The sequence below is a fragment of the Xanthomonas sp. NCPPB 3218 genome (assembly GCF_056725185.1).
In genome coordinates this window covers 3,173,234-3,199,461 of record NZ_CM161516.1, presented here as the reverse complement: position 1 = coordinate 3,199,461, position 26,228 = coordinate 3,173,234, and the positions used below count along the sequence as shown (strand labels likewise).

The 26,228-nt window shown below is 63.8% G+C and carries 23 protein-coding genes and 2 tRNA genes; all 25 read left to right on the top strand.

Annotated elements, in window-relative coordinates; all coding sequences use genetic code 11:
* Positions 1–40 precede the first annotated feature (40 nt).
* Complete coding sequence (tpiA, locus tag AC1PLS_RS13200) at positions 41–796, top strand: triose-phosphate isomerase (protein WP_024937982.1); 756 nt, start codon at positions 41–43, stop codon at positions 794–796.
* Between the two features lie 33 nt (positions 797–829).
* On the top strand, positions 830–1,303 hold the full coding sequence (gene secG / locus AC1PLS_RS13195) for a preprotein translocase subunit SecG (RefSeq protein WP_024937981.1): 474 nt from the start codon (positions 830–832) through the stop codon (positions 1,301–1,303).
* 49 nt (positions 1,304–1,352) lie between these two features.
* Positions 1,353–1,437, top strand: a tRNA-Leu gene (locus tag AC1PLS_RS13190).
* 102 nt (positions 1,438–1,539) lie between these two features.
* A complete protein-coding gene (locus AC1PLS_RS13185) occupies positions 1,540–1,896 on the top strand; it encodes an NADH-quinone oxidoreductase subunit A (RefSeq protein ID WP_003485539.1) in 357 nt (118 codons plus the stop codon).
* Positions 1,887–2,441, top strand: coding sequence for a NuoB/complex I 20 kDa subunit family protein (locus AC1PLS_RS13180; protein ID WP_016944318.1), 555 nt, complete (start codon positions 1,887–1,889; stop codon positions 2,439–2,441). Before AC1PLS_RS13185 ends, AC1PLS_RS13180 begins: the two co-directional genes overlap by 10 nt.
* A gap of 36 nt (positions 2,442–2,477) precedes the next feature.
* Positions 2,478–3,230: an NADH-quinone oxidoreductase subunit C gene (locus tag AC1PLS_RS13175; RefSeq protein ID WP_016902994.1), complete on the top strand. Its 753-nt coding sequence runs from the start codon at positions 2,478–2,480 to the stop codon at positions 3,228–3,230.
* Positions 3,227–4,534, top strand: a complete 1,308-nt coding sequence (locus AC1PLS_RS13170) for an NADH-quinone oxidoreductase subunit D (protein WP_016902995.1) — start codon at positions 3,227–3,229, stop codon at positions 4,532–4,534. Before AC1PLS_RS13175 ends, AC1PLS_RS13170 begins: the two co-directional genes overlap by 4 nt.
* On the top strand, positions 4,531–5,058 hold the full coding sequence (gene nuoE, locus AC1PLS_RS13165; protein ID WP_184431582.1) for an NADH-quinone oxidoreductase subunit NuoE: 528 nt from the start codon (positions 4,531–4,533) through the stop codon (positions 5,056–5,058). Before AC1PLS_RS13170 ends, nuoE begins: the two co-directional genes overlap by 4 nt.
* Before the next feature lie 3 nt (positions 5,059–5,061).
* A complete protein-coding gene (gene nuoF / locus AC1PLS_RS13160; RefSeq protein WP_024937978.1) occupies positions 5,062–6,396 on the top strand; it encodes an NADH-quinone oxidoreductase subunit NuoF in 1,335 nt (444 codons plus the stop codon).
* Complete coding sequence (nuoG, locus tag AC1PLS_RS13155; RefSeq protein WP_184431580.1) at positions 6,393–8,627, top strand: NADH-quinone oxidoreductase subunit NuoG; 2,235 nt, start codon at positions 6,393–6,395, stop codon at positions 8,625–8,627. Before nuoF ends, nuoG begins: the two co-directional genes overlap by 4 nt.
* Entirely contained in the window at positions 8,624–9,715 is a 1,092-nt protein-coding gene (gene nuoH, locus AC1PLS_RS13150; protein WP_039522183.1) for an NADH-quinone oxidoreductase subunit NuoH, read from the top strand. The genes nuoG and nuoH overlap by 4 nt, the downstream gene beginning before the upstream one ends.
* A gap of 3 nt (positions 9,716–9,718) precedes the next feature.
* Entirely contained in the window at positions 9,719–10,207 is a 489-nt protein-coding gene (gene nuoI, locus AC1PLS_RS13145) for an NADH-quinone oxidoreductase subunit NuoI (protein ID WP_184378626.1), read from the top strand.
* 4 nt (positions 10,208–10,211) lie between these two features.
* Positions 10,212–10,874 carry an NADH-quinone oxidoreductase subunit J gene (locus tag AC1PLS_RS13140; protein WP_180968694.1) on the top strand — a complete coding sequence of 221 codons (663 nt, stop codon included), beginning with the start codon at positions 10,212–10,214 and terminating at the stop codon, positions 10,872–10,874.
* On the top strand, positions 10,871–11,176 hold the full coding sequence (nuoK, locus tag AC1PLS_RS13135; RefSeq protein WP_006450557.1) for an NADH-quinone oxidoreductase subunit NuoK: 306 nt from the start codon (positions 10,871–10,873) through the stop codon (positions 11,174–11,176). Before AC1PLS_RS13140 ends, nuoK begins: the two co-directional genes overlap by 4 nt.
* Before the next feature lie 7 nt (positions 11,177–11,183).
* Positions 11,184–13,358, top strand: coding sequence for an NADH-quinone oxidoreductase subunit L (nuoL, locus tag AC1PLS_RS13130; RefSeq protein ID WP_481103766.1), 2,175 nt, complete (start codon positions 11,184–11,186; stop codon positions 13,356–13,358).
* Positions 13,359–13,378: 20 nt separating this feature from the next.
* Positions 13,379–14,881: an NADH-quinone oxidoreductase subunit M gene (locus AC1PLS_RS13125; RefSeq protein WP_039522180.1), complete on the top strand. Its 1,503-nt coding sequence runs from the start codon at positions 13,379–13,381 to the stop codon at positions 14,879–14,881.
* 36 nt (positions 14,882–14,917) lie between these two features.
* Positions 14,918–16,378, top strand: coding sequence for an NADH-quinone oxidoreductase subunit NuoN (nuoN, locus tag AC1PLS_RS13120; RefSeq protein ID WP_024937972.1), 1,461 nt, complete (start codon positions 14,918–14,920; stop codon positions 16,376–16,378).
* 210 nt (positions 16,379–16,588) lie between these two features.
* Positions 16,589–16,665, top strand: a tRNA-Met gene (locus tag AC1PLS_RS13115).
* Between the two features lie 210 nt (positions 16,666–16,875).
* On the top strand, positions 16,876–17,466 hold the full coding sequence (gene rimP, locus AC1PLS_RS13110) for a ribosome maturation factor RimP (RefSeq protein WP_046343329.1): 591 nt from the start codon (positions 16,876–16,878) through the stop codon (positions 17,464–17,466).
* Positions 17,467–17,470: 4 nt separating this feature from the next.
* Positions 17,471–18,982: a transcription termination factor NusA gene (gene nusA / locus AC1PLS_RS13105; protein ID WP_024937970.1), complete on the top strand. Its 1,512-nt coding sequence runs from the start codon at positions 17,471–17,473 to the stop codon at positions 18,980–18,982.
* Between the two features lie 95 nt (positions 18,983–19,077).
* Positions 19,078–21,786 (top strand): translation initiation factor IF-2, encoded by a 2,709-nt coding sequence (infB, locus tag AC1PLS_RS13100; RefSeq protein ID WP_160954463.1) that lies wholly within the window; start codon positions 19,078–19,080, stop codon positions 21,784–21,786.
* 141 nt (positions 21,787–21,927) lie between these two features.
* The gene (rbfA, locus tag AC1PLS_RS13095) at positions 21,928–22,320 is read left to right on the top strand and encodes a 30S ribosome-binding factor RbfA (RefSeq protein WP_024937968.1); all 393 of its coding nucleotides are present in this window, start codon (positions 21,928–21,930) and stop codon (positions 22,318–22,320) included.
* Positions 22,321–22,400: 80 nt separating this feature from the next.
* Positions 22,401–23,327, top strand: a complete 927-nt coding sequence (gene truB / locus AC1PLS_RS13090; RefSeq protein ID WP_054592593.1) for a tRNA pseudouridine(55) synthase TruB — start codon at positions 22,401–22,403, stop codon at positions 23,325–23,327.
* A gap of 157 nt (positions 23,328–23,484) precedes the next feature.
* Positions 23,485–23,745 carry a 30S ribosomal protein S15 gene (gene rpsO, locus AC1PLS_RS13085; RefSeq protein WP_003485583.1) on the top strand — a complete coding sequence of 87 codons (261 nt, stop codon included), beginning with the start codon at positions 23,485–23,487 and terminating at the stop codon, positions 23,743–23,745.
* A 169-nt stretch (positions 23,746–23,914) separates the two neighbouring features.
* A complete protein-coding gene (gene pnp / locus AC1PLS_RS13080) occupies positions 23,915–26,029 on the top strand; it encodes a polyribonucleotide nucleotidyltransferase (protein ID WP_184378624.1) in 2,115 nt (704 codons plus the stop codon).
* Positions 26,030–26,228: the final 199 nt, after the last annotated feature.

Here is a 26,228-nt window from a genome sequence, read left to right as displayed (position 1 = left end):
CTATTCTGTCGCCTGTCTTCCACTCAGGAACCTGCGCCTGATGCGTCGAAAGATCGTTGCCGGAAATTGGAAGCTGCATGGCAGCCGCGCCTTCGCCACCGAACTGGTGGCCCAGATCGCCGCGCACATGCCCCTGGAGGGTGTCGATGTCGTCATCCTGCCGCCACTGCCTTACCTGGGCGACCTGATCGAGGATTTCGAGGAACACCATCTGTGTTTCGGTGCCCAGGACGTCAGCAGTAACGAGAAGGGCGCCTATACCGGGGAAGTCTCGGCCACGATGCTGGTCGATGTCGGTGCCGAGTACGGGCTGGTCGGCCACTCCGAACGGCGCCAGTACCATCGTGAGAGCAGCGAGCTGGTGGCGCATAAATTCGCCGCCGCCATGCATGCCGGGCTGATTCCGGTGCTGTGCGTGGGCGAGTCGCTGGAACAGCGCGAGGCCGACCAGACCGAGGCGGTGCTGCGCGCCCAGCTCGCGCCGGTGCTGGCGCTGGTGGGCAGCGCGGGCTTTGCCCGCGCCGTGCTCGCCTACGAGCCGATCTGGGCCATTGGCACCGGCCGCACCGCCAGCCCGGAGCAGGCGCAGGCGGTGCACGCCTTCCTGCGTGGCGAAGTCGCGAAGGCGGATGCTAGAATCGCCGATTCTCTGCCCATCCTGTACGGGGGCAGTGTCAAGCCCGATAACGCCAGCGAGCTGTTTGCCCAGCCCGACGTCGATGGCGGGCTGGTCGGAGGCGCCTCGCTGGTCGCCGAGGATTTCCTGGCCATCGCGCGTGCGGCGGCCGCTTGTTAACCCATTAAGTTTTGTCCGGGGACGGATTTCGAAATGCTGATGTTGATCCTCAATGTGGTCTACGTGCTGGTCGCGCTGGCGATGATTGCGCTGATCCTGATGCAGCGTGGTGCGGGTGCGGCAGCCGGTTCCGGCTTCGGCGCCGGCGCGTCGGGCACCGTGTTCGGCTCGCAGGGCGCGTCGAACTTCCTGTCCAAGTCGACCAAGTGGCTGGCGGTGGTGTTCTTCAGCATCAGCCTGTTCATGGCGTGGTACGCCACCCACGGCGCACGTCCGACCGACCAGAACCTGGGCGTGATGTCGCAGTCGGCCACCCCGGCGCCCGCTGCTGCGGGCGAGCTGACTCAGCCGTTGCCGCAGGCGCCGGCCGCCGGCGCAGTCCCGACCGCTCCTTCGCAGCCAGTGCCTGCCGCAACTCCGGCTGCAACGCCGGCGCAGTCCGCACCGGCACAGCAGGTGCCCGCGGCACGCGAAGAAAACGCTTCAGAACCAGCACAAAAACGCTGAAGCCGGTTACAATACGCTGCGCACTGGGATGCCCAGCGGCGCAACGTATGCCCAGGTGGCGGAATTGGTAGACGCACTACCTTGAGGTGGTAGCGACTTAGGTCGTAGGGGTTCGAGTCCCCTCTTGGGCACCATTGTTTGGCTGCAGTTCCTGCGCATCGCTGGTCGCGCGCGGGGTCTGCCTATACCCCATGCCGGCACGCGGCGCGTGCGGGCAGAGGCAAGAGAGAATCGCTGTGCTGGCCGAATATTTGCCGAGTCTGCTGTTTCTGATCGTCGCCACCGGTATCGGCATCGTGCTGATGCTGGTCGGTCGATTCCTCGGTCCGCGTAGTCCGGACCCGCGCAAGCTCTCGCCTTACGAGTGTGGCTTCGAAGCCTTCGAAGACGCGCGCATGAAGTTCGACGTGCGCTACTACCTGATCGCGATCCAGTTCATCGTGTTCGATCTGGAAATCATCTTCATCGTGCCGTGGACACAGGTGTTCATGGAGATCGGCGCACGTTCGCTGGTCACCATGGGCCTGTTCGTCGGCATGTTGTTCCTCGGCTTTATCTACGTGTGGAAGAAGGGAGCGCTGGAATGGGAGTGATTCAGACCCTGGATCGTCTGATGACCAACCCGATGCCGGAAGGCCGGGTGGAAGACATCCTGCGCCCGGAAGGCGAAAACCCGCTGCTCGAGAAGGGCTATGTGACCACCAGCGTCGATGCGCTGCTGAACTGGGCGCGCACCGGCTCGATGTGGCCGATGACCTTCGGCCTGGCCTGCTGCGCGGTCGAGATGATGCATGCCGGTGCCGCGCGTCTGGATCTGGACCGCTACGGCGTGGTGTTCCGCCCGTCGCCGCGCCAGTCCGACGTGATGATCGTGGCCGGCACGCTGGTCAACAAGATGGCCCCGGCGCTGCGCAAGGTCTACGACCAGATGCCGGACCCGAAGTGGGTCATCTCGATGGGCAGCTGCGCCAATGGCGGCGGCTACTATCACTATTCGTATTCGGTGGTGCGCGGTTGCGATCGCATCGTGCCGGTGGACATCTACGTCCCCGGTTGCCCGCCGACCGCCGAGGCGCTGGTATACGGCATCCTGCAGCTGCAGAAGAAGATCTGGCGTACCCAGACCATCGCGCGCTGACACCCGTCTTCTTCTACTGAGAGCAGCCAAGCCCCCATGGCAGAGCAAGCATCTTCCTTCACTGACCGACTTGCGGCACGTTTCGCCGGTGCGCAGATCGCCGTGGCATTGCCGCGCGGCGAAGTGACGCTGGAAGTCGCTGCGGCCGATTGGCACGCCACCTGTCTGGCCCTGCGCGACGAGCTCGGTTTCGAACAGCTCAGCGACCTGTGCGGCGTCGATTACCTGGGCTACGGCAGCGACGAGTGGGATACCGCCGACGTGTCGTCGCAGGGCTTCAGCCGCGGCGTCGAGGGCAAGGCCGTCGGTCGTTTCGCCTGGGGCGAATTTCCCAGCCAGGAAAGCTCCGACGGCGCCCATCCGCAGCACATGCCCAAGCAGCGTTTTGCGGTGGTCGCACAGCTGATCTCCTACCAGCACAACCAGCGTCTGCGCGTGCGTTGCTACGCACCGGACGAGCAGGTACCGATGGTGGCCTCGTTGACCGATATCTGGCCCGGCGTGAACTGGTTCGAACGCGAAGCCTTCGACCTGTTCGGCATCGTCTTCGATGGCCATCCGGACCTGCGCCGCATCCTGACCGACTACGGATTTGTCGGCCATCCGTTCCGCAAGGATTTCCCGCTGATCGGCAACGTCGAAGTGCGTTACGACGATGAGCGCAAGCGTGTCGTGTACGAGCCGGTGACCTCGGTCGAGCCGCGCGTCGGTGTGCCGCGCGTGATCCGCGACGATGCCCGTTATGAGACTGCCGCTGGTGAAGTGGGCAAGTCGGAGACCGCCAAGTGAGTGAGTTCCGCCAGGCAACCGATGCCTTCGCGAGCAATCCTGTCGAAAGCAAGCAGGAAATCCGCAATTACACGATGAACTTCGGCCCGCAGCATCCTGCGGCGCACGGCGTGCTGCGCCTGATCCTGGAAATGGACGGCGAGACCGTGGTGCGTGCCGATCCGCATATCGGCCTGCTGCACCGTGGCACCGAGAAGCTGGCCGAATCCAAGCCGTTCAACCAGTCGGTTCCGTACATGGACCGCCTGGATTACGTGTCGATGATGTGCAACGAGCACGCTTACGTGCGCGCGATCGAGTCCCTGATGGGCATCGAAGTGCCCGAGCGTGCGCATTACATCCGCACCATGTTCGACGAGATCACCCGCATCAAGAACCACCTGATGTGGGTCGGTTCCAACGCGCTCGACCTGGGCGCGATGGCGGTGATGCTGTACGCGTTCCGCGAGCGCGAAGAATTGATGGACGTCTACGAGGCGGTCAGTGGTGCGCGCATGCACGCTGCCTACTACCGTCCCGGCGGCGTGTATCGCGATCTGCCCGATCGCATGCCCAAGTACAAGGAATCCCGCTGGCACAAGGGTGGGGCACTGAAGAAGCTCAATGCAGCGCGCGAAGGCTCGATGCTGGACTTCCTCGAGGATTTCACCAATACGTTCCCGTCGCGTGTGGACGAGTACGAGACGCTGCTGACCGATAACCGTATCTGGAAGCAGCGTACCGTCGACGTCGGCATCATCAGCCCGGATCTGGCGCGTGCCTGGGGCATGACCGGCCCGATGCTGCGTGGCTCGGGCATCGAGTGGGACCTGCGCAAGAAGCAGCCGTACGCCAAGTACGACGCGGTGGAGTTCGATGTACCGGTCGGCACCAATGGCGATTGCTACGACCGTTATCTGGTGCGCGTGGCCGAGATGCGCGAGTCCAACCGCATCATCAAGCAATGCGTGAAGTGGCTGAAGGCCAACCCCGGCCCGGTCATGGTCACCAATTTCAAGGTCGCTCCGCCAAGCCGCGAAGGCATGAAGGACGACATGGAAGCGCTGATCCATCACTTCAAGCTGTTCAGTGAAGGCTACTGCGTGCCGGCCGGCGAAACCTATTGCGCGGTCGAAGCGCCCAAGGGCGAGTTCGGCTGCTACCTGATGTCCGATGGCGCCAACAAGCCGTTCCGCGTGCATCTGCGCGCGCCGGGCTTTGCGCATCTGTCGTCGATGGACGCAGTGGTGCGTGGCTATCTGCTGGCCGACGTCGTGGCGATGATCGGTACTTACGATTTGGTTTTCGGTGAGGTTGACCGATGAAGGCGACGGGTAATTTCGAAGCGGCGCGCGACGTCGATCCGCAGGTGGTGCTGAGCGACAAGACGCGCGCGCACATCGATCACTGGTTGAGCAAGTTCCCGCCCGATCGCAAGCGTTCGGCCATGCTGCAGGGCCTGCACGCTGCGCAGGAGCAGAACCAGGGCTGGCTGACCGACGAGCTGATTGTCGGCGTGGCCAAGTATCTGGACCTGCCGCCGGTGTGGGCCTACGAGGTCGCCAGCTTCTACTCGATGTTCGAGACCGAGAAGGTCGGCCGCCACAACGTGGCGTTCTGCACCAACATCAGCTGCTGGCTCAACGGCGCCGAAGATCTGCTGGCGCACGCGGAAAAGAAACTGGGTTGCAAGCTGGGGCAGTCGACAGCCGATGGCCGCGTCTACCTCAAGCGCGAAGAAGAGTGCCTGGCGGCCTGCTCTGCAGCGCCGATGATGGTCATCAACGGCCATTACCACGAGCACCTGACGAAAGAGAAGGTCGACGCGCTGCTGGACGGGCTGGAGTAAGACATGGCACATCATCACGCACCCTCAGGCCCGGTCGGTCCGGCGCCGTTGCCGCATCAGGTCGTCTACACGACGCTGCACTACGACACCCCGTGGTCGTACGAGAGCTATCTGAAAACCGGTGGCTACGCCGCGCTGCGCAAGATCCTCGAAGAGAAGATCGCGCCGGCCGACGTCATCGAGATGGTCAAGGCGTCCAACCTGCGCGGCCGTGGCGGCGCAGGCTTCCCGACTGGCCTGAAGTGGTCGTTCATGCCCAAGGGCACGATGCAGAAGTACATCCTGTGCAATTCGGACGAATCCGAGCCGGGCACCTGCAAGGACCGCGACATCCTGCGTTACAACCCACACTCGGTGGTGGAGGGCATGGCGATCGCCTGCTACGCCACCGGCTCGACCGTGGGCTACAACTATCTGCGTGGCGAGTTCCACCACGAGCCGTTCGAGAACTTCGAGCTGGCGCTGGCCGATGCCTATGCCAACGGCTGGCTGGGCAAGAACATCCTCGGCAGCGGCGTGGATATCGATATCTACGGTGCGCTGGGTGCCGGTGCCTACATCTGCGGCGAAGAAACCGCGCTGATGGAATCGCTGGAAGGCAAGAAGGGCCAGCCGCGCTACAAGCCGCCGTTCCCGGCCAACTTCGGCCTGTATGGCAAGCCGACCACCATCAACAACACCGAGACCTATGCGTCGGTGCCGGCGATCATTCGCAACGGCCCAGAGTGGTTCCTGGGGCTGAGCAAGACCAAGAACGGCGGCCCGAAGATCTTCTCGGTGTCCGGCTGCGTGCAGAAGGGCGGCAATTTCGAAGTGCCGCTCGGCACCACCTTCGACGAACTGCTGGAAATGGCCGGTGGCCTGCGTCCGGGCCGCAAGCTCAAGGGCGTGGTGCCTGGCGGCGTGTCGATGCCGGTGCTGAAGGCCGACCAGGTCGCCGGGCTGCAGATGGACTACGACACCTTGCGTGCGCTCGGCACCGGCCTGGGGTCGGGTGCGATCGTGGTGCTGGATGACAGCGTGTGCTGCGTGCGCTTCGCCTGCCGCATCTCGCAGTTCTTCCACAAGGAATCCTGCGGCCAGTGCACCCCGTGCCGCGAGGGCACCGGCTGGATGCACCGCGTGCTGGAGCGCATCGTTGCCGGCAAGGCCACGATGGAAGACCTGCATCAGCTGCGCACCGTTGCCGGCCAGATCGAAGGACACACCATCTGCGCCTTCGGCGAGGCGGCGGCGTGGCCGATCCAAGGCTTCCTGCGCCAGTTCTGGGACGAGTTCGAGTACTACATCGTCAACGGTCGTTCGATCGTCGACACGCACGTCGGAGTGGCCGCATGAGCGCCCAACCAGTGAACCCCAACGTGCCACCGGACCATGTCACCGTCGAGATCGACGGGCAGTCCCTGGTGGTGCCGAAGGGTTCGATGATCATCCAGGCGGCCGACAAGGCCGGCATCCCGATCCCGCGCTTCTGCTACCACGAGAAGCTGCCGATCGCGGCCAACTGCCGCATGTGCCTGGTGGACGTCGAGAAATCCCCGAAGCCGTCGCCCGCCTGCGCCACGCCGGTGATGGACGGCATGAAGGTCACCACGCGTAGCGAAAAGGCGCTGAAATACCAGCGCAGCGTGATGGAATTCCTGCTGATCAACCATCCGCTGGACTGCCCGATCTGCGATCAGGGCGGCGAGTGCGAACTGCAGGACGTGTCGCTCGGTTATGGCCGTTCGGTCAGCCGCTTCAACGAACGCAAGCGCGTGGTGCCGGACGAGGACATCGGTCCGCTGGTCGCCACCGAAATGACCCGCTGCATCCAGTGCACCCGTTGCGTGCGTTTCACCGCAGACATTGCCGGCACCTACGAGCTGGGTGGCATGTATCGCGGCGAGAACCTGCAGATCGGCACCTACGACGGCAAGCCGCTGACCACCGAAATCTCCGGCAACGTCATCGACGTCTGCCCGGTCGGCGCGCTGACCAACAAGGTGTTCCAGTTCCGTGCGCGTCCGTGGGAGCTGATGGCGCGCGAGTCGCTCGGCTACCACGATGCGATGGGCTCGAATCTGTTCCTGCACGTGCGTCGCGGCGAAGTGCTGCGCACCGTGCCGCGCGAGAACGAGGCGGTCAACGAGTGCTGGCTGTCCGATCGCGATCGTTATTCGCATCAAGGCCTGTATGCCGAAGACCGTGCGGTCAAGCCGCTGAAGAAGGTCAACGGACAGTGGACCGAGGTGAGCTGGGCCGAAGGTCTGGCCGCCGCGACGCAGATCCTGCGTGACAACGCCGGCGATCAGCTCGGTGTGCTGGTGCATCCGTCCACCTCCAACGAAGAGGGCGCCTTGCTCGCACGTCTGGCCGAAGGCCTGAACAGCGGCAATCTGGATCACCGCCTGCTCAACCGTGATTTCTCCGATGCCGCGGTGGCCGAAGCGTTCGCCACGCCGCTGGCCGAGATCGAGCGCGCCGATGTAGTGGTGCTGTTCGGCACCAACGTACGTCACGAGCTGCCGTTGCTGCATGCACGCCTGCGCAAGGCCAGCATCCAGAACGGGACGCAGATCCATTCGGTCAACCCGGTCGATTTCGATTTTGCCTTCACCCAGGCAAGCCGCACGGTCGTTGCGCCGTCGCAGCTGGCCGGTGCCCTGGACGATGCGGCGTTGCGCGATGCGGTCAAAGGCGCCACACGCGCCGTGATCGTGGTCGGCGCACTGGCTGAAAACCACCCGCAGGCTGCCGCATTGCGTGCCGCTGCACGCGACTTCGCCGCTGCAACCGGCGCCTCGCTGTGCCGCATCCCGCAGGGTGCGAACGCGGTCGGTCTGGTGTCGCAGGGTGTGCTGCCGACCGCACGCGATGTCGCCGGCATGCTGGCGCAGCCGCGCCAGGCCTACGTGCTGTATGGCATCGAGCCGGGTCTGGATTTCGCCGATGCCGCGGCCGCACGCAGCGCCTTGGCGGGTGCCAAGGTGGTCGCGTTCAGCCAGTTCGCCTGCGCCTCGACGCGCGACGTGGCCGATGTGATCCTGCCGATCGGTGCGCTGCCGGAAATCGACGCATCGCTGACCAATCTGGATGGCCGCGTGCAGACCGCACGTGCCGCCGGTCGTCTGCCGGTCGAAGCCCGCGAAGGCTGGCGCGTACTGCGTGCGCTCGGTGGCGAGCTGGGTCTGGCCGGTTTCGAATTCATCGATCTGGTCGGCCTGCGTGCCGGCATGCAGAACCGTTCCGTCAGCCCTGTCGCCTCGGCGCAGCCGGCTGCGGCCAGCGACGGGCTGGAAGTTGCCGCCACCGCTGCGATCTATCGCACCGATGCAGTGGTGCGTCGCGCCGCCGCGCTGCAATCGCATCCGCTCAACATCGCGCCGTGTGTGGCGATGCATCCGGAGCAGGCTGCGCAGTTGCAGGTCGGCGCTGGTCAGATGGTCAAGGTCGGTACCGACGCCGGTAAGGCGACGTTGCCGGTGGTGCTAGACAAGCGCGTCGCACCGGGCACGGTGTGGATCGAATCCGGCCATGGCGCAACCGCGCCGCTCGGTGCCGGTCGTGTAACGGTGGTGGCTGCATGAACGAATTGCTGTTGAACCTGGTCGATCCCCTGCACCAGTGGTTTGTCGGTCTGGGCGATGGCGGCGTGGTGCTGTGGACCGTGCTGAAGATCCTGCTGATCACCGTGCCGGTGATCGTGTCGGTGGCCTTCTACGTGGTCTGGGAGCGCAAGCTGATCGGCTGGATGCACGTGCGTCACGGGCCGATGTACGTGGGCATGGGTATCTTCCAGGCCTTCGCCGACGTGTTCAAACTCCTGTTCAAGGAGATCGTGCAACCGAGCAGCTCGCACAAGGCGATGTTCATCATCGCGCCGCTGCTGACCCTGGCGCCGGCCTTCGCGGCCTGGTCGGTGGTGCCGTTCGACGCGCAGCTGGTGCTGTCCAACGCCAACGTCGGTTTGCTGTATCTGCTGGCGATGACCTCGCTGGGCGTGTACGGCATCATCCTGGCCGGCTGGGCGTCCAACTCCAAGTACGCGTTCCTGGGTGCGATGCGCTCGGCCGCCCAGGTGGTCAGCTACGAAATCGCGATGGGCTTTGCGCTGGTCGGCGTGATGATTGCTTCCGGCAGCGTCAACCTGAGCCAGATCGTGTTCGCGCAGGCGGGCAGCTCGGGCTTCTTCGACTGGTTCCTGATTCCGTTGTTCCCGTTGTTCATCGTGTACTGGGTGTCCGGCGTCGCCGAAACCAACCGCGCGCCGTTCGACGTGGTGGAAGGCGAATCGGAAATCGTCGCCGGCCACATGGTGGAGTACTCGGGCGGTGCGTTCGCGCTGTTCTTCCTGGCCGAATACGCCAACATGATCCTGGTCAGCTTCCTGATCTCGATCTTCTTCCTCGGCGGCTGGTTGAGCCCGATCCAGGGTTGGGTCAATGCGGATATCTCGCCGTGGATCGACTGGTTGTGGAAGGGCGGTTGGCCGTGGCTGCTGATGAAGGTGTTCTTCTTCGCCAGCGCCTACATCTGGTTCCGTGCCAGCTTCCCGCGCTACCGCTATGACCAGATCATGCGTCTGGGCTGGAAGGTGTTCATTCCGCTCACGATCGTGTGGATCGCAGTGACGGCGTTGATGGTGTTTTACGGCGTGATCCAGAAGGGCGTGTAATTGATGAACAAGATCACCCATTACTTCAAGAGCCTGCTTCTGCTCGAACTGCTAGGCGGCCTGTGGCTGACGTTGAAATACACGTTCAAGCCCAAGTACACCGTGCTGTACCCGATGGAGAAGTTCCCGCAGTCGCCGCGTTTCCGTGGCCTGCACGCATTGCGTCGCTATCCCAACGGCGAAGAGCGCTGCATCGCCTGCAAGCTGTGCGAAGCGGTGTGCCCAGCGCTGGCGATCACCATCGACTCGGCCAAGCGCGGGGACGGCTCGCGCCGCACCACGCGCTACGACATCGATCTGTTCAAGTGCATCTTCTGCGGCTTCTGCGAAGAAAGCTGCCCGGTGGACTCGATCGTCGAGACGCACATCCTCGAGTACCACTTCGAGAAGCGTGGCGAGAACATTGTCAACAAGCCGCAGCTGCTGGCGATCGGAGACCGGTTTGAAACCGAGATCGCCGAGCGTCGCGCTGCCGATGCCGCCTTCCGTTGAGGTCATGATGGACTGGGTCACTATTGCTTTTTACGCCTTCTCCGCCGTCGCGGTCGTGTCCGCCGGTGCGGTGATCAGCGTGCGCAACCCGGTGTACGCCGTGTTGTGCCTGATCCTCACCTTCTTCTCGATGGCATGCATCTGGTTGCTGGTCGGCGCCGAGTTCCTCGGCGTGACGCTGGTGCTGGTCTACGTCGGCGCGGTGATGGTGCTGTTCCTGTTCGTGGTGATGATGCTGGACATCGACACCAGCCGCCTGCGCGAAGGGTGGGTCAAGTACATGCCGGTCGGTGTCATCGTGGCGGTTGCCATGCTGGCGCAGATGGTCACCCTGATCGGGGTCAAGGCGCGCAGTGCCGCACCGTTCCCGGCCGATAACGCCGCTGCGCAGGCCGCCGACGTGTCGAACCTGACCTGGCTGGCCAAGACCCTCTACACCCAGTTCCTGCTGCCGTTCGAGTTCGCCGCGGTGATCCTGACCGTGGCCGTGGTGGCCGCGGTGATGCTGACCCTGCGCAAGCGCACCGGCATCAAGCACCAGAATGCGGGCGAGCAGTCGCGGGTGAAGGCGGGCGATCGTCTGCGCATGGTCAAAATGGCGGTTGAAAAGCCGGTACAGGTCGCGCCGAAGCTGGATGCGACCGACGGACAGGAGGCGAAGTCTTGATTACCTTGGGCCACCTGCTGGGACTGGGCGCGGTGCTGTTCTGCATCTCCCTGGCCGGCATCTTCCTCAACCGCAAGAACGTCATCGTGCTGCTGATGTCGATCGAGCTGATGCTGCTGTCGGTCAACGTCAACTTCATTGCGTTCTCGCGCGAGCTTGGCGACCCCGCCGGTCAGCTGTTCGTGTTCTTCATCCTGACCGTTGCCGCCGCGGAGGCTGCGATCGGCCTTGCGATCCTGGTGACTCTGTTCCGCACGCGCCGCACGATCAATGTGGCCGAAGTCGATACGTTGAAGGGCTGACCTGTAGATGGAAATCACTCTCTCCAAGAGTCTGTTGATCGCGGTGGTGCTTGCACCGCTGGTCGGCAGCATCATCGCCGGCCTGTTCGGTCGCCAGGTAGGGCGCAAGGGCGCGCAATACGTCACCATCCTGGGTGTGGCGGTCAGCTGCGTGCTGTCGTGCCTGACGCTGTATCAACTGGTGGAGCAGGGCGCCAGCCCGTTCAACCAGAACCTGTACACCTTCTTCGATGTCGGTAACTACTCGGCGCATGTCGGCTTCATGGTCGATCGCCTGACCGCGATGATGATGGTGGTGGTGACCTTCGTGTCGCTGCTGGTGCACATCTACACCATCGGCTACATGGAAGAAGACCCGGGCTACCAGCGTTTCTTCAGCTACATCTCGTTGTTCACCTTCTCCATGCTCACGCTGGTGATGAGCAACAACTTCCTGCAGCTGTTCTTCGGCTGGGAAGCGGTGGGTCTGGTGTCCTACCTGTTGATCGGTTTCTGGTTCAAGCGCCCGACCGCCGTGTTCGCCAACATGAAGGCGTTCCTGGTCAATCGCGTCGGCGACTTCGGCTTCATTCTCGGCATCGCCGGTGTGCTGCTGTGGTTCGGCTCGCTGGATTACTCAACCGTGTTCGCCAACGCGACCACCATGGCCGGTGCCAAGGTGCAGCTGTTCGCGGGGTATGAGTGGAGCGTGATGACGCTGATCTGCATCTGCCTGTTCATCGGCGCGATGGGCAAGTCGGCGCAGGTGCCGTTGCACGTGTGGCTGCCGGACTCGATGGAAGGCCCGACCCCGATTTCGGCACTGATCCATGCCGCGACGATGGTGACCGCCGGCATCTTCATGGTCGCGCGCATGTCGCCGCTGTTCGAGCTGTCGGAAACCGCGTTGAACTTCATCCTGTTCATCGGTGCGACCACGGCCTTCTTCACCGGCCTGATCGGCATCGTGCAGAACGACATCAAACGCGTGGTTGCGTATTCCACGCTGTCGCAGCTGGGCTACATGACCGTGGCGCTGGGCGTGTCGGCGTATTCGGCCGCCGTGTTCCACCTGATGACGCATGCCTTCTTCAAGGCGCTGCTGTTCCTGGCGGCCGGTTCGGTCATCATCGGCATGCACCACGAGCAGGACATGCGCAAGATGGGCGGCCTGCGCAAGTATATGAAGGTGACCTACTGGACCAGCGTGATCGGTACCTTGGCACTGGTCGGCACGCCGTTCTTCTCCGGCTTCTACTCCAAGGACACCATCATCGAGGCAGCCGCACACCATGCCCACGAGTCGCATAGCTGGATCGCGACCTATGGCTATTGGGCAGTGCTCGGCGGCGTGCTGGTGACCAGCTTCTACAGCTTCCGCCTGCTGTTCCTGACCTTCCACGGCAAGGAACGCTTCCGCGATGCCCATGCGCACGATGCGCATGCACACCACGACAGTGCGCACACCGATGCCGAGGCGCAGGTCCACGCGCACGACAGTCATGCGCACGACGTGCATGCACACGATACGCACGGCCACGACGACCACGGTCATGGCCACCATAGTGCCCACGAGCCGCACGAATCCAAGTGGGTGGTGACGCTGCCGTTGATCCTGCTGGCGATCCCGTCGGTGGCGATCGGTTTCTTCACCATCGGTCCGATGCTGTTCGGCACCGACTGGCAGGGCCACCACGCCGCGCATGCGCTCAAGGGGCAGGCAGTGTCGTTCTTCACCGGCATCGTCGATTTCTACGATCCGGCGCGTGACACCGTCGGCGCACTGGCCGAAGAGTTCCATGGCCCGGTCGCCTTCGCGCTGCATGGCATGATGGCGGCACCGTTCTTCCTGACGGTCGCCGGCCTGCTGCTGGCTGCGCTGTTCTATCTGTGGAAGCCGGAACTGGCCACCAAGTCGCGCAAGGCGTTCGCGCCGGTGGTGTGGCTGCTGGAAAACAAGTACGGCTTCGACAAGCTCTGGATCAATGGCTTCGCCGGTGGCGGCGTGGTCCTTGGCAAGGCGTCACGTGCCATCGATACCCATGTGGTCGACGGTGTCGTCGTCAATGGTTCTGCCCGACTGATCGACCTGGCTGCAAATCTGCTGCGTCGCACGCAATCCGGTTTCCTCTATCACTACGCCTTCGCAATGATCATCGGTTTGATCGCCTTGTTGGCGGTACTGATGCATTTCTGGCGTTGACCTGTACGGAATAAGAAAACGTGTCGAACTGGCCTTTACTGTCTATCTTGATCTGGCTGCCGATTATCGGTGGCGCCTTGATCCTTGCGTTGCGCAACGCCGAGACTGCCCGCTGGGCATCGCTGGCGGTGGCGGTGGCGACCTTTGTGCTGAGTCTGCCGCTGCTGGGCTACGACACCGCCAATGACGCCATGCAGTTCATCGAACTGCATGCCTGGATCCCGGCCTACAACATCGGCTACAACCTGGGCGTGGACGGCATCGCGGTCGCGTTGATCGTGCTCACCACGCTGGTGACGGTGCTGGCCCTGATTGGCGCCTGGCGCTCGATCGACAAGCGCGTCAATCAGTACGTCGCCGCCTTCCTGATTCTGGAAGGCGTCACGGTCGGCATCTTTGCCGCGACCGACGCGATGCTGTTCTATGTCTTCTTCGAAGCCATGCTGATCCCGATGTTCCTGATCATCGGCGTCTGGGGCGGTCCGCGGCGCATCTACGCGGCGATGAAGTTCTTCCTGTACACCTTCCTCGGCTCGGTGCTGATGCTGGTGGGCCTGGTCTACCTGTACCTGAAGGGCGGCAGCTTCCAGCTAGCCGATCTCTACGCGCTGCAGCTGACCGCCAAGGAGCAGACCTGGATCTTCTTCGCCTTCCTGATCGCGTTCGCGGTCAAGGTGCCGATGTTCCCGGTGCACACCTGGCTGCCGGACGCGCACGTCGAAGCGCCGACCGCCGGTTCGGTGATTCTGGCCGCGATCGCGTTGAAGATCGGTGGCTACGGCTTCCTGCGCTTCAACCTGCCGATCGTGCCGGATGCAAGCCACGAGTTCGCCTGGCTGGTGATCACGCTGTCGCTGATCGCGGTGATCTACGTCGGTCTGGTGGCCCTGGTGCAGGACGACATGAAGAAGCTGGTGGCGTATTCGTCCATCGCGCACATGGGCTTTGTCACCCTCGGCACCTTCATCGCCTTCACCCTGGTCCGTGAGTACGGCAGCACCGACGCCGCCCGTCTGGGCCTGCAGGGTGCGATGGTGCAGATGATTTCGCACGGCTTCGTGTCCGGTGCGATGTTCTCCTGCATCGGCGTGCTGTACGACCGCATGCATACCCGCCGCATCGCCGATTACGGCGGCGTGGTCAACGTGATGCCGTGGTTCGCGACGTTCTCCATGCTGTTCTTCATGGCCAATGCCGGCCTGCCGGGTACCAGTGGCTTCGTCGGCGAGTTCATGGTGATCCTGGCCAGCTTCCAGAAGCATCCGCTGGTTGCCTTCGCTGCCGCCACCACGCTGGTGATCACCGCCGCGTATACGCTGTGGCTCTACAAGCGCGTGTTCTTCGGCGAAGTGGCCAATGCCCATGTGGCCGAGCTGAAGGACATCAATGGCCGTGAGGCGTTCGTGCTGGGGGTGTTCGCCGTTGGCGTGCTGGCCCTGGGCCTGTATCCGAAGCCGCTGACCGATCTGATGGAACCATCGATCGCCAAGCTGGCTACCCAGATTGCCGCGTCCAAGCTGTAACAGCTTGCCGTACGTTTTGATTTCCAGGATTTGATGATGACCACGCCAACGCTCGCGCCGTTGACCACCGCTGACCTGGCTCCGCTTGTTCCGGAGCTGGTGCTGATCGGCGGCGCCTTTGCACTGCTGATGCTCGACCTGTTCGTGAGCCAGCGGAACAAGGTCTGGACCCACCTGTTCTCCGTCGCCGTGCTCGCGGTGGTGTTCGCGCTGTTGGCGACCGGTACGGGCGGGCAGGGCGAGATCTTCCACGGCATGTTCGTGCGCGACACTGCGGCCGACGTGATGAAGACGGTGATCGTGCTGGTCAGTGGCCTGAGCCTGGTCTACGGCTGGACCTACCTGCGCGAACGCAATCTCTACCAGGGCGAGATCCCGGTGCTGGTGTTGTTCGCCACCGCCGGCATGATGCTGCTGACCTCGGCCGGCAGCCTGCTGATGGTGTACCTGGGCCTGGAACTGCTCGCGCTGTGCTCGTACGCATTGGTCGCCTCCAATCGCGACAACGGCCTGGCCACCGAAGCGGCGATGAAGTACTTCGTGCTCGGTTCGCTGGCCTCGGGCCTGCTGCTGTACGGCATGTCGCTGGTCTACGGCGCCACCGGTACGCTGAGCCTGAGCGGCATCCACGACGCGATCGAAGGCTCCAACGAGCGCACGCTGCTGCTGACCGGCACCATCTTCATGATCGCCGGCGTGGCCTTCAAGCTGGGTGCTGCCCCGTTCCACATGTGGTTGCCTGACGTGTACCAGGGTGCGCCGGCGCCGATCGCCTTGTTCATCAGCTCTGCGCCCAAGCTCGCTGCCTTCGGTATGGCGTATCGCCTGCTCGAGGTTGGCATGGGGCCGCTGTCGCCGCAGTGGCATCTGTTGATCGGCGGCCTGTCTGCGGTGTCGCTGGTGATCGGCAACCTGATGGCGATTGCGCAGAGCAACCTCAAGCGCATGCTGGCGTACTCGACCGTCTCGCACATCGGCTTTCTGTTGATGGGCGTGGCCGGTGGTGGCGAGGAAGGCTATGCCGCGGCGATGTTCTACGCGGTGAGCTATACCATCATGTCGACCGCCGCGTTCGGCGCGATCATCGCGTTGTCGCGCAACGGCTTCGAAGCCGAGAACATCGATGATTTCAAGGGACTCAACGCACGCAATCCGTGGATGGCCGGCCTGGTGCTGTGCATCATGGCCTCGCTTGCGGGTATCCCGCCGTTCCTGGGCTTCTGGACCAAGCTGGCGGTGCTCAGCGCCGCAGTAAATGGCGACATGCTGTGGCTGGCCCTGGTCGGTGTGCTCTGCGCGGTGATCGGCGCCTTCTACTATCTGCGCGTCATCAAGGTCATGTACTTCGATGAGCCGGTGGGCGAGCCGCTGCCGGCCAACAACGACCGTGTGCTGGGTACCGTGCTCGGTGTCAACGCGCTTGCGTTGCTTGCGCTGGGCCTGGCCTGGAGCCCGATCATGGTGTGGTGCCAGCGTGCATTTGCAGGCCTTGCCTGAGTCACAGTCGTGGCATGACCTCGCGGCACATGTGCACACGCACTGTTGATGGGCCGACTGAAATACTGAAATAAAGTCGTGATTGCTGTTTCGTTTTTGTTGCAATGCGGTTATCATTTGCCGCGACGTTGAAGACCCCCCGGGGTTTTCAATCGATGAAAAACTAGGGCTTGCAATTGCCGCTCAAGTTCTTCATAATTCCGCTTCTGCTGCGGGGTGGAGCAGTCTGGCAGCTCGTCGGGCTCATAACCCGAAGGTCGCAGGTTCAAATCCTGCCCCCGCTACCAAGTTTTGAAGTACTGCTTTAATGCAATGCCTTAGGGCAGTCCTTCAGCTTCTTGGATCGCAAAGACGCATGTTCCCGTCTTTGCGCCGACCCTGAGAGGTCGGGCTTTTTTCACGCAAGGGGCCCATCGGGCCCCTTGTTTTTTCCGGAACCGGAAAGTTTGCTGCCGGTTGCCGGGGTTCTACTGGCAATCATCTGATCAGGGCAGTCTGTGAGCGAAAAAGCGACCGAAATCGCGAATCTGCTGAGTCCAACGGTTGAGTCCTTGGGCTTGGAACTGCTGGGTGTGGAATATCTTCCCGCTCCAGGTGGCGCCACATTGCGCCTGTACATCGATGTGCCGCTGGCCGAACAGCCCGAGCGTGTCATCAACGTCGACGACTGCGAGCGTGTGAGCCGCGAAGTCTCGGCCCAGCTCGACGTCGAAGACCCCATCACCGGCAACTACACGCTCGAGGTGTCCTCGCCGGGTGTGGACCGTCCGTTGTTCACGCTGGAGCAGTTCGGCCGTCACGTTGGCGAGTCCGCCAAGATCGTGCTGAAGCTGGCGCAGGATGGCCGGCGCCGCTTCCAGGGCCAGATCGTGCGGATCGACTCCGAGACGGATGCGGTGGTGTTCGCCGTCGACGGCAAGGATGTGCAGATCGGCTTCGACAACATCGACAAGGCGCGCATCCTGCCGGATTGGGTCGCCCTGGGCCTGGCCCCGCAAAAACCGAACAAGCCCGGCCCGAAAAAACCCGGGCACGACAAGAAGAAACCATCCAACGAGTCGGCGGCTGGCAAGCCGCGCGCGGAGTGACGAAATGAGCAAGGAACTTTTGCTGGTAGTGGATGCGGTGGCCAACGAAAAGGGCGTGCCGCGCGAAGTGATCTTCGATGCGATCGAGGCCGCGCTGGCTTCCGCAGCGAAGAAGCGCTATCCCGACCAGGACGTGCTGACGCGCGTGACCATCGACCACAAGGACGGTAACTACGAAACCTATCGTCGTTGGGAAGTGGTTGCCGACGATGTCGTGATGGAATCCCCGGATCGCCAGGTGCGTCTGATGGATGCCGTCGACGAAGCCGACGGCGTCGAGGTGGGAGACTACATCGAAGAACAGATCGAAAACCCGGACTTCGGCCGTATCGCCGCGCAGGCTGCCAAGCAGGTGATCGTGCAGCGTGTGCGCGAGGCCGAGCGTCAGCAGGTGGTCGATGCCTGGAAGGATCGCGTCGGCGAGTTGATCACCGGTGTGGTCAAGCGCGCCGAGCGCGGCAACATCTTTGTCGATCTGGGCGGCAATGCCGAAGCCTTCATTCCCAAGGACAAGGGCATTCCGCGCGATGTGCTGCGCCCGGGCGACCGCGTGCGCGGCTACCTGGCCGAAGTGCGTTCCGAGCCACGTGGCCCGCAGCTGTTCATCAGCCGCGCCGCGCCGGAATTCATGATCGAGCTGTTCAAGCTCGAAGTGCCGGAAGTGGGTCAGGGCCTGGTCGAGATCAAGGCCTGTGCACGCGATCCGGGCGACCGCGCCAAGATCGCGGTGATCGCGCACGACACCCGCACCGATCCGATCGGCGCGTGCATCGGCATGCGTGGTTCGCGCGTGCAGGCGGTATCCAACGAGCTCAATGGCGAGCGCGTGGACATCGTGCTGTGGAACGAGAACCCGGCCAACTTCGTCATCAATGCGATGGCGCCGGCCGAAGTGCAGTCGATCATCGTCGATGAAGACAAGCACTCGATGGATCTGGCCGTGGCGGAAGATCGCCTGGCCCAGGCGATCGGCAAGGGCGGCCAGAACGTGCGTCTGGCCAGCCGCCTGACCGGTTGGCAGCTCAACGTGATGACCGCCGACCAGGTGGCCGCCAAGTCCGAAGCCGAGCAGACCTCCGCGCGCCAGTTGTTCATGGATCGCCTGGAAGTGGACGAAGAAATCGCAGCGATCCTGGTGACCGAAGGCTTCAATACGGTCGAAGAAATCGCCTACGTGCCGGTCGGCGAGTTGCTGGCGGTGGAAGGCTTCGACGAAGACATCGTCGAAGAGTTGCGCGCCCGTGCCCGCGATGCGTTGCTCAACGCCGCGCTGGCAGAAGAAGAAGGCCTGGAAGGAACTCAGCCCACCGAGGACCTGCTGGCGCTGGAGGGGATGGACGAGGAAACGGCCTTTGCTCTGGCCGAGCACGGCGTGCGCACCAGCGAGGACCTGTCCGACCTGGCAGCGGACGAGATCGTCGACTTCGGCATCGAGGGTCTGACCCAGGAGCGCGCCGCGGCGCTGATCCTGGCGGCCCGCGCCGAGGAGATCGCCCGTTTGGAGCGCGGCGAATGAGCCGGCAATGAACCGCGCCCTGACCCCATCAGGGCTTAGAATCAGCGTTTCCCTTGCTCTGGGCGAGGGGGCGCCAACCAGATCATAGGATCCGAATGTCGCAGCAAACCACCATCCGCAAGCTTGCCGAACTGGTCAATACGCCGGTCGATAAACTGCTGGTTCAACTGGCCGAGGCCGGAATGAAGTTCAGCGGTCCCGACCAGGTCGTGACCAGCACCGAGAAGATGAAACTGCTTGGCTTCCTGCGTCGCACGCATGGCAAGGCCGAGACGCCCGCCGAAGCGGCGAGCGAAGCAGCCAAGAAGATCACGCTCAACCGGCGCAAGCTGCAGGAAGTCACGGTCAGCGCCGGCCGCACCAAGACCACGGTCAACGTGGAAGTGCGGCAGAAGCGCACCTATGTGAAGTCCGAGAACGAAGGCGGCGGCCGTCCTGCGCCGATGACGCCGGACGAAGAGCGCGCCGACATCCTGGCCAAGCTCGCCGCTTCGCGTCAGCGCAATCTCGACGAGCAGCAGGCACTGGCCGAAAGCGACCGCCTGCGCGACGAGGCGATCCAGCGCAAGCGCGAAGAGGAACAGGCTGCGCGCGACCGCGCCGAAGCCGAGCGCAAGGCTGCCGAGGAAGCCGCTGCGGCTGCCAGTGCGCCGGCGCCGGTGGCTGCTGCGCCCGCACCGTCTGCAGCGCCTGCCGCACGTGCACCGTCGCCGTCGTCTGCGCCGCGTCCGGCCCGTCCGGCTGGCGCATCGCCGGCATCGCGTCCGGCCACGCCGGCGCGCCCGGACGACCGCTCCAATGCGGCCAAGCACAAGACGCGCGGTTCGCACGTCATGGTGGCCGGTGTCGAGGACGACGATGCGACCAAGCGTTTTGCCGGGCAGTTGCACCTGTCCGCGGCAGATCGTGCGCGCCGTTCCAACGTGCGCGGCAAGCCGACCGGTCGTCCGGGCTCGTCGTCCTCGCGTCGTGGCAACGACAATGGCCGTGGTGGCAACCAGGGCAACAGCGGTCCGCACGGATTCGAGCGTCCGACCGCACCGGTGGTGCGCGAAGTGGCGATCGGCGAGACCATCACCGTGGCCGATCTGGCGCAGAAGCTCGCGCTCAAGGGCGGCGACGTGGTCAAGGCGCTGTTCAAGATGGGCGTCATGGCGACCATCACCCAGAGCATCGACCATGACACCGCCGCGCTGGTGACCGAAGAACTCGGCCACAAGGCCGTGCGTGCCGACAATGCCGACTTCGAGGATGCGCTGCTGGCACATGCCGAGGACGCGCAGGGCGATGCCACGCCGCGTCCGCCGGTGGTGACCATCATGGGTCACGTCGATCACGGCAAGACCTCGCTGCTGGATTACATCCGTCGCACCAAGATCGCCTCCGGCGAAGCCGGCGGCATCACCCAGCACATCGGTGCGTACCACGTCGAAACCGCCCGTGGCGTCATCAGCTTCCTGGATACGCCCGGCCATGCCGCGTTTACCTCGATGCGTGCCCGTGGCGCCAAAATCACCGACATCGTGGTGCTGGTGGTTGCAGCCGATGACGGCGTGATGCCGCAGACCAAGGAAGCGGTGGCGCATGCCAAGGCGGCAGGCGTTCCGTTGATCGTGGCGGTGAACAAGATCGACAAGGCCGGCGCCGATCCGCTGCGGGTCAAGAACGAATTGCTGGCCGAAAACGTGGTGGCCGAAGAGTTCGGTGGCGATACCCAGTTCATCGAAGTGTCGGCCAAGGTCGGTACCGGTGTGGACACGCTGCTGGACGCGATCTCGCTGCAGGCCGAAGTACTCGAGCTCAAGGCAGTGGCCGAGGGCCGCGCCAGCGGCACCGTGATCGAATCCTCGCTGGACAAGGGCCGCGGCCCGGTGGCCACGGTGCTGGTGCAGCAGGGCGCGCTGAAGCGTGGCGATTACCTGGTGTGCGGCATCCAGTACGGCCGCGTGCGTGCGCTGTTCGACGAGACCGGCCACCAGCCGGCTTCGGCCGGCCCGTCGATCCCGGTGCAGGTGCTCGGCCTGTCCGGCGTGCCGGAAGCCGGCGACGACTTCGTGGTCGTCGACGACGAGCGTCTGGCCAAGGACGTGGCGCAGCAGCGCGAAACCAAGCGTCGCGAGTCGCGTCTGGTGGCCTCGGCCAGCAACCGCATGGAAGACATCCTGGCCCAGATGGGCAAGGGTGAAGGCCAGCAGGTGCTGAACCTGGTGATCAAGGCCGACGTGCAGGGCTCGGTGGAAGCGCTCAAGCAATCGCTGGTGGCGTTGTCCAACGACGACATCCGCATCAACGTGATCCACTCCGGCGTGGGCGGCATCACCGAATCCGATGCGAATTCGGCAGCGGCCTCCAAGGCCACGGTGATCGGCTTCAACGTGCGTGCCGATGCCTCGGCCCGCAAGATCGTCGAGTCCAACGGTATCGATCTGCGTTACTTCTCGATCATCTATGACGTGATCGACCAGGTGAAGCAGGTGGCCTCCGGTCTGCTCGGCGTGGAAATCCGCGAAGAGATCATCGGCATCGCACAGGTCCGCGACGTGTTCCGCAGCTCGAAGTTCGGCGCGGTTGCAGGCTGCATGGTCATCGAAGGCGTGGTGAAGCGCAGCAAGCCGATCCGCGTACTCCGCGACAGCGTCGTGGTGTTCGAGGGCGAGCTGGAATCGCTGCGTCGCTTCAAGGAAAACGTCGAGGAAGTGCGCAACGGTACCGAGTGCGGTATCGGCGTGAAGGCCTACAACGACGTCAAGGCCGGCGACCAGATCGAGTGCTTCGAGCGTATCGAAGTCGCCCGCACGCTGTAAGGGCTGCCGGGGCCTGCGGGCCCCGGACTCCGCCAGGCGGAGTTGCAACGCGAGTTCTGCAAGGCGGGGGCGGCATGGCCGCCCGCGTCCGTTTTTGGCTTCGGTGCCAATTGGCCCTCCGAATCAACCAGGTCCATGACCATGCCAACCAAATCATTCCATCGCACCGACCGCGTTTCGGCGCAGGTGCGTCGCGACCTCGGCACGATCGTGCACGCGGCCGTGCGCGACCACGGCCTGCCGTCGGTCAGCGTTTCCGACGTCGAAATCAGCCGCGACCTGGCGCATGCCAAGGTGTTCGTCACCGCGCTGCAGCAGGAACGCTCGGCCGAAGCGGTCAAGGGGCTCAAGGAAATCGCCGGTCAGTTGCGTACGCAGCTGGCGCGCGCGATGAAGCTGCGCCACGTGCCCGAGCTGCATTTCCATTACGACGATTCGGTCGACCGCGGCGAGCGTATCGACAACCTGCTGCGTGACCTGGACGATGTCGGCCCCGAGGCCGCATCCAGCGACGAGGACGCCGAGCAGCGCTGAGCGCTGCCGGCCCGCCGCCTGTCGATCAGCGGCCCCGATTTCAACGGGCACGCACAGTGCCCGATTCGAGCACCGATCTGTTGAAACCCCGTATCGTCTATCGCCCGTTGCACGGCATCCTGTTGCTCGACAAGCCGGCTGGAGTCAGCTCCAACACGGCCTTGCAGTCCGCGCGCCGTTTGTTGCGTGCCGAAAAGGGCGGCCACACCGGCAGCCTGGATCCGCTGGCCACCGGCTTGCTGCCGCTGTGTCTGGGCGAGGCCACCAAGATTGCCGGCCTGCTGCTCGGTTCGGCCAAGGCCTACGACGCCGAGATCGTGCTGGGTGTCACCACCGATACCGACGATGCCGATGGTCAGGTGTTGCGCGAGCGTGCGTTGCCGGCACTGGGCGAAGACGCGCTGCGTGCAGCGCTGACGCCCTTCATCGGGCGCATCCGCCAACAGGCGCCGATCTATTCTGCGCTCAAGCAGGGTGGCGAGCCGCTGTACGCCAAGGCTCGCCGTGGCGAGGTGATCGAGGCGCCGGTGCGCGAGGTCGATGTGCATGCGATCGATGTGCTCGGTTACGCCGCGCCGCGGCTGCAGTTGCGTGTGACCTGCGGCTCGGGCACCTATATCCGCAGCCTGGCGCGCGATCTGGGCGAGGTGCTTGGCTGCGGTGCGCATATCGCCTCGCTGCGCCGGCTCTGGGTGGAGCCGTTTCGCGCGCCGCAGATGATCACGCTGGAAGCGCTGTCGGCAGCCCTGGAAGCGGGCACCGACGCGCAGGAGCTATTGCTGCCGATCGAGGCCGGACTGGCCGATTTTGCGCGGATCGTGCTCGATGCGTCGCATGCGGCGCGTTTTCGCATGGGCCAGCGTCTGCGCGATCCTGCTTTCCCGACCGGCCAGGTGGCCGTGTTCGGACCCGACGGGATCCCCTCAGGGCTAGGCCTGGTGGACGCGGAGGGGCGTTTGTCGCCGCAGCGATTGTTCAATGGACTGAACGAAGCAGGGGCTTGTTAAGGTTTAGTCAACTTGTTCCCGGGCCCGCACGACGTTACAATTTTGCGGCCCCGATCGGGGCACTTCCAGCGCCAAGCGCGCTCATCCCTAGCAAACGGCGAGTCCGGCGGTGCGTCATGCACGTTCCTGCCGACCACGCATCTATCGAGTAAACATCATGTCCGTCGACACCCAGAAAGTTATTGAAGACAACAAGCGCAGCGCCCAGGACACCGGTTCGCCGGAAGTGCAGGTCGCCCTGCTGACCGCGCGCATCGAGCTGCTGACCGGTCACTTCAAGACCCACAAGAAGGATCACCACAGCCGTCGTGGCCTGCTGCAGATGGTCAACCGTCGCCGCAGCCTGCTCGACTACCTGAAGAAGAAGGACAACGAGCGTTACAAGTCCTTGATCGAGAAGCTCGGCCTGCGCCGCTAATCGAGTCACACCGCCGCGGCGCAGCGATGCGCCGCGGCTTTGTTTTGGTCATTCGCATCACGTTATCTGCAGCACGCAGTTCATGGGCCGGAGCCTCCCGGCCGCCCGTTCTCGGCATGGGTCGACGACGGTCCAACGAAGACAGCAACACCTAAGGGAAAAAACCTCCGTGGCAAAAATCACCAAAACCTTCCAGTACGGCAAGCACACCGTCACCCTGGAGACGGGCGAAATCGCTCGCCAGGCAGGCGGCGCCGTCATCGTCAAGTTCGACGACACCGTACTGCTGGTCACCGCCGTCGCCGCCAAGAGCGCGCGCGAAGGGCAGGACTTCTTTCCTCTGACGGTTGATTATCAGGAGAAGTTCTACGCCGGCGGCCGCATCCCGGGCGGCTTCTTCAAGCGCGAAGGACGTGCGACCGAGAAGGAAACGTTGATCTCGCGCCTGATCGATCGCCCGATCCGTCCGCTGTTCCCGGAGGACTACAAGAACGAAGTGCAGATCATCGCCACCGTGATGTCGATGAACCCGGACATCGACGGCGATATCGCCGCGCTGATCGGCGCTTCGGCCGCGCTGTCGCTGGCCGGCACCCCGTTCAACGGCCCGATCGCTGCGGCGAAGGTCGGTTACAAGAATGGCGAATACATCCTCAACCCGACCGTGACCGAGCTGAAGGATTCGCAGCTGGAGCTGGTCGTGGCCGGTACCGCCAATGCGGTGCTGATGGTCGAGTCCGAAGCCGAGCTGCTGTCGGAAGAAGTGATGCTGGGCGCGGTGACGTTCGGCCATCGCGAGATGCAGAAGGTCATCAACATCATCAACGAGCTGACCGTCGAAGCCGGCACCAAGCCGTCCGACTGGGTGGCTCCGGCCAAGAATGACGGCATGATCGCTGCGCTGAAGGAAGCGGTGGGCGACCAGCTCGCGTCGGCGTTCCAGGTGCGCGACAAGCTGCAGCGCCGCGACGCGATCTCGGCGATCAAGAAGGACGTGTTGGGTGCGCTGGCACCGCGCGCCACGGTCGAAGGCTGGGCTGCCGGTGACCTGTCCAAGGAATTCGGCGAGCTGGAATACCAGACCATGCGCGGCTCGGTGCTGAGCACCAAGGTGCGCATCGACGGCCGTGCACTGGATACCGTGCGTCCGATCAGCGCCAAGGCCGGCGTGCTGCCGCGTACCCACGGTTCGGCGCTGTTCACCCGCGGCGAGACCCAGGCGATCGTGATCACCACGCTCGGCACCGCACGCGACGGTCAGGTCATCGACGCCGTCTCGGGCGAGTACAAAGAGAACTTCCTGTTCCATTACAACTTCCCTCCTTACTCGGTGGGCGAGTGCGGTCGTTTCGGCGCGCCGAAGCGTCGCGAGATCGGCCACGGCCGTCTGGCCAAGCGCGGCGTGCTGGCAGTGATGCCGAGCCTGGAAGAATTCCCGTACACCATCCGCGTGGTCTCGGAAATCACCGAGTCCAACGGTTCGTCCTCGATGGCATCGGTCTGCGGCAGCTCGCTGGCGCTGATGGACGCCGGTGTGCCGATCAAGGCGCCGGTCGCCGGTATCGCGATGGGCCTGGTCAAGGAAGGCAACGACTTCGTCGTGCTGTCGGACATCCTGGGTGACGAAGACCATCTCGGCGACATGGACTTCAAGGTGGCCGGCACTTCCGAAGGCGTGTCCGCGTTGCAGATGGACATCAAGATCGAAGGCATCACCGAAGAAATCATGAAGCAGGCATTGCAGCAGGCCAAGGCCGGCCGTCTGCACATCCTCGGCGAGATGGCGCATGCGCTGACCACTCCGCGTCAGGAACTGAGCGACTACGCGCCGCGCTTGCTGACCATCAAGATCCACCCGGACAAGATCCGCGAAGTGATCGGCAAGGGCGGCTCGACCATCCAGGCCATCACCAAGGAAACCGGTACGCAGATCGACATCCAGGACGACGGCACGATCATCATCGCCTCGGTCAATGCGATTGCCGCGCAAGCTGCGAAGTCGCGCATCGAGCAGATCACCTCGGACGTGGAGCCGGGCCGCATCTACGAAGGCAAGGTCGCCAAGATCATGGACTTCGGTGCGTTCGTCACCATCCTGCCGGGCAAGGACGGCCTGGTGCACGTCTCGCAGATCTCCAGCGAGCGCGTGGAAAAGGTCGGCGACAAGCTGAAGGAAGGCGATCTGGTCCGCGTCAAGGTGCTGGAAGTGGACAAGCAGGGCCGTATCCGTCTGTCGATCAAGGCAGTGGAAGAAGGCGAGGGCGTTCCGCCGTCGGCCGAGTAATCGCCGCTGGTTGATGCGTCACGAAAAAGCGGGCTTCGGCCCGCTTTTTTGTTGGGTGTTCGGCAAGGGTGCCTGACTTGATCCTTCTCCTGCGGGAGGGGGTGCCCCGCAGGGCGGATGGGGGTGCGCGCGAAGCGTCGCGCGGTTGAACCTTGGCCAGGGCTTCGCCGCCGTACCCTCACCCCAACCCCTCTCCGGA

Bases quoted from the DNA above. Each gene is read 5' to 3' on its own strand.
- nuoN (WP_024937972.1), top strand. From the start codon at position 14,918: ATGACCACGCCAACGCTCGCGCCGTTGACCACCGCTGACCTGGCTCCG.
- nuoH (WP_039522183.1), top strand. From the start codon at position 8,624: ATGAACGAATTGCTGTTGAACCTGGTCGATCCCCTGCACCAGTGGTTT.
- nuoF (WP_024937978.1), top strand. From the start codon at position 5,062: ATGGCACATCATCACGCACCCTCAGGCCCGGTCGGTCCGGCGCCGTTG.
- nuoL (WP_481103766.1), top strand. From the start codon at position 11,184: ATGGAAATCACTCTCTCCAAGAGTCTGTTGATCGCGGTGGTGCTTGCA.
- AC1PLS_RS13180 (WP_016944318.1), top strand. From the start codon at position 1,887: ATGGGAGTGATTCAGACCCTGGATCGTCTGATGACCAACCCGATGCCG.
- AC1PLS_RS13140 (WP_180968694.1), top strand. From the start codon at position 10,212: ATGATGGACTGGGTCACTATTGCTTTTTACGCCTTCTCCGCCGTCGCG.
- nuoI (WP_184378626.1), top strand. From the start codon at position 9,719: ATGAACAAGATCACCCATTACTTCAAGAGCCTGCTTCTGCTCGAACTG.
- infB (WP_160954463.1), top strand. From the start codon at position 19,078: ATGTCGCAGCAAACCACCATCCGCAAGCTTGCCGAACTGGTCAATACG.
- rbfA (WP_024937968.1), top strand. From the start codon at position 21,928: ATGCCAACCAAATCATTCCATCGCACCGACCGCGTTTCGGCGCAGGTG.
- tpiA (WP_024937982.1), top strand. From the start codon at position 41: ATGCGTCGAAAGATCGTTGCCGGAAATTGGAAGCTGCATGGCAGCCGC.
- rpsO (WP_003485583.1), top strand. From the start codon at position 23,485: ATGTCCGTCGACACCCAGAAAGTTATTGAAGACAACAAGCGCAGCGCC.
- nuoG (WP_184431580.1), top strand. From the start codon at position 6,393: ATGAGCGCCCAACCAGTGAACCCCAACGTGCCACCGGACCATGTCACC.
- secG (WP_024937981.1), top strand. From the start codon at position 830: ATGCTGATGTTGATCCTCAATGTGGTCTACGTGCTGGTCGCGCTGGCG.
- AC1PLS_RS13175 (WP_016902994.1), top strand. From the start codon at position 2,478: ATGGCAGAGCAAGCATCTTCCTTCACTGACCGACTTGCGGCACGTTTC.
- nuoE (WP_184431582.1), top strand. From the start codon at position 4,531: ATGAAGGCGACGGGTAATTTCGAAGCGGCGCGCGACGTCGATCCGCAG.
- nusA (WP_024937970.1), top strand. From the start codon at position 17,471: ATGAGCAAGGAACTTTTGCTGGTAGTGGATGCGGTGGCCAACGAAAAG.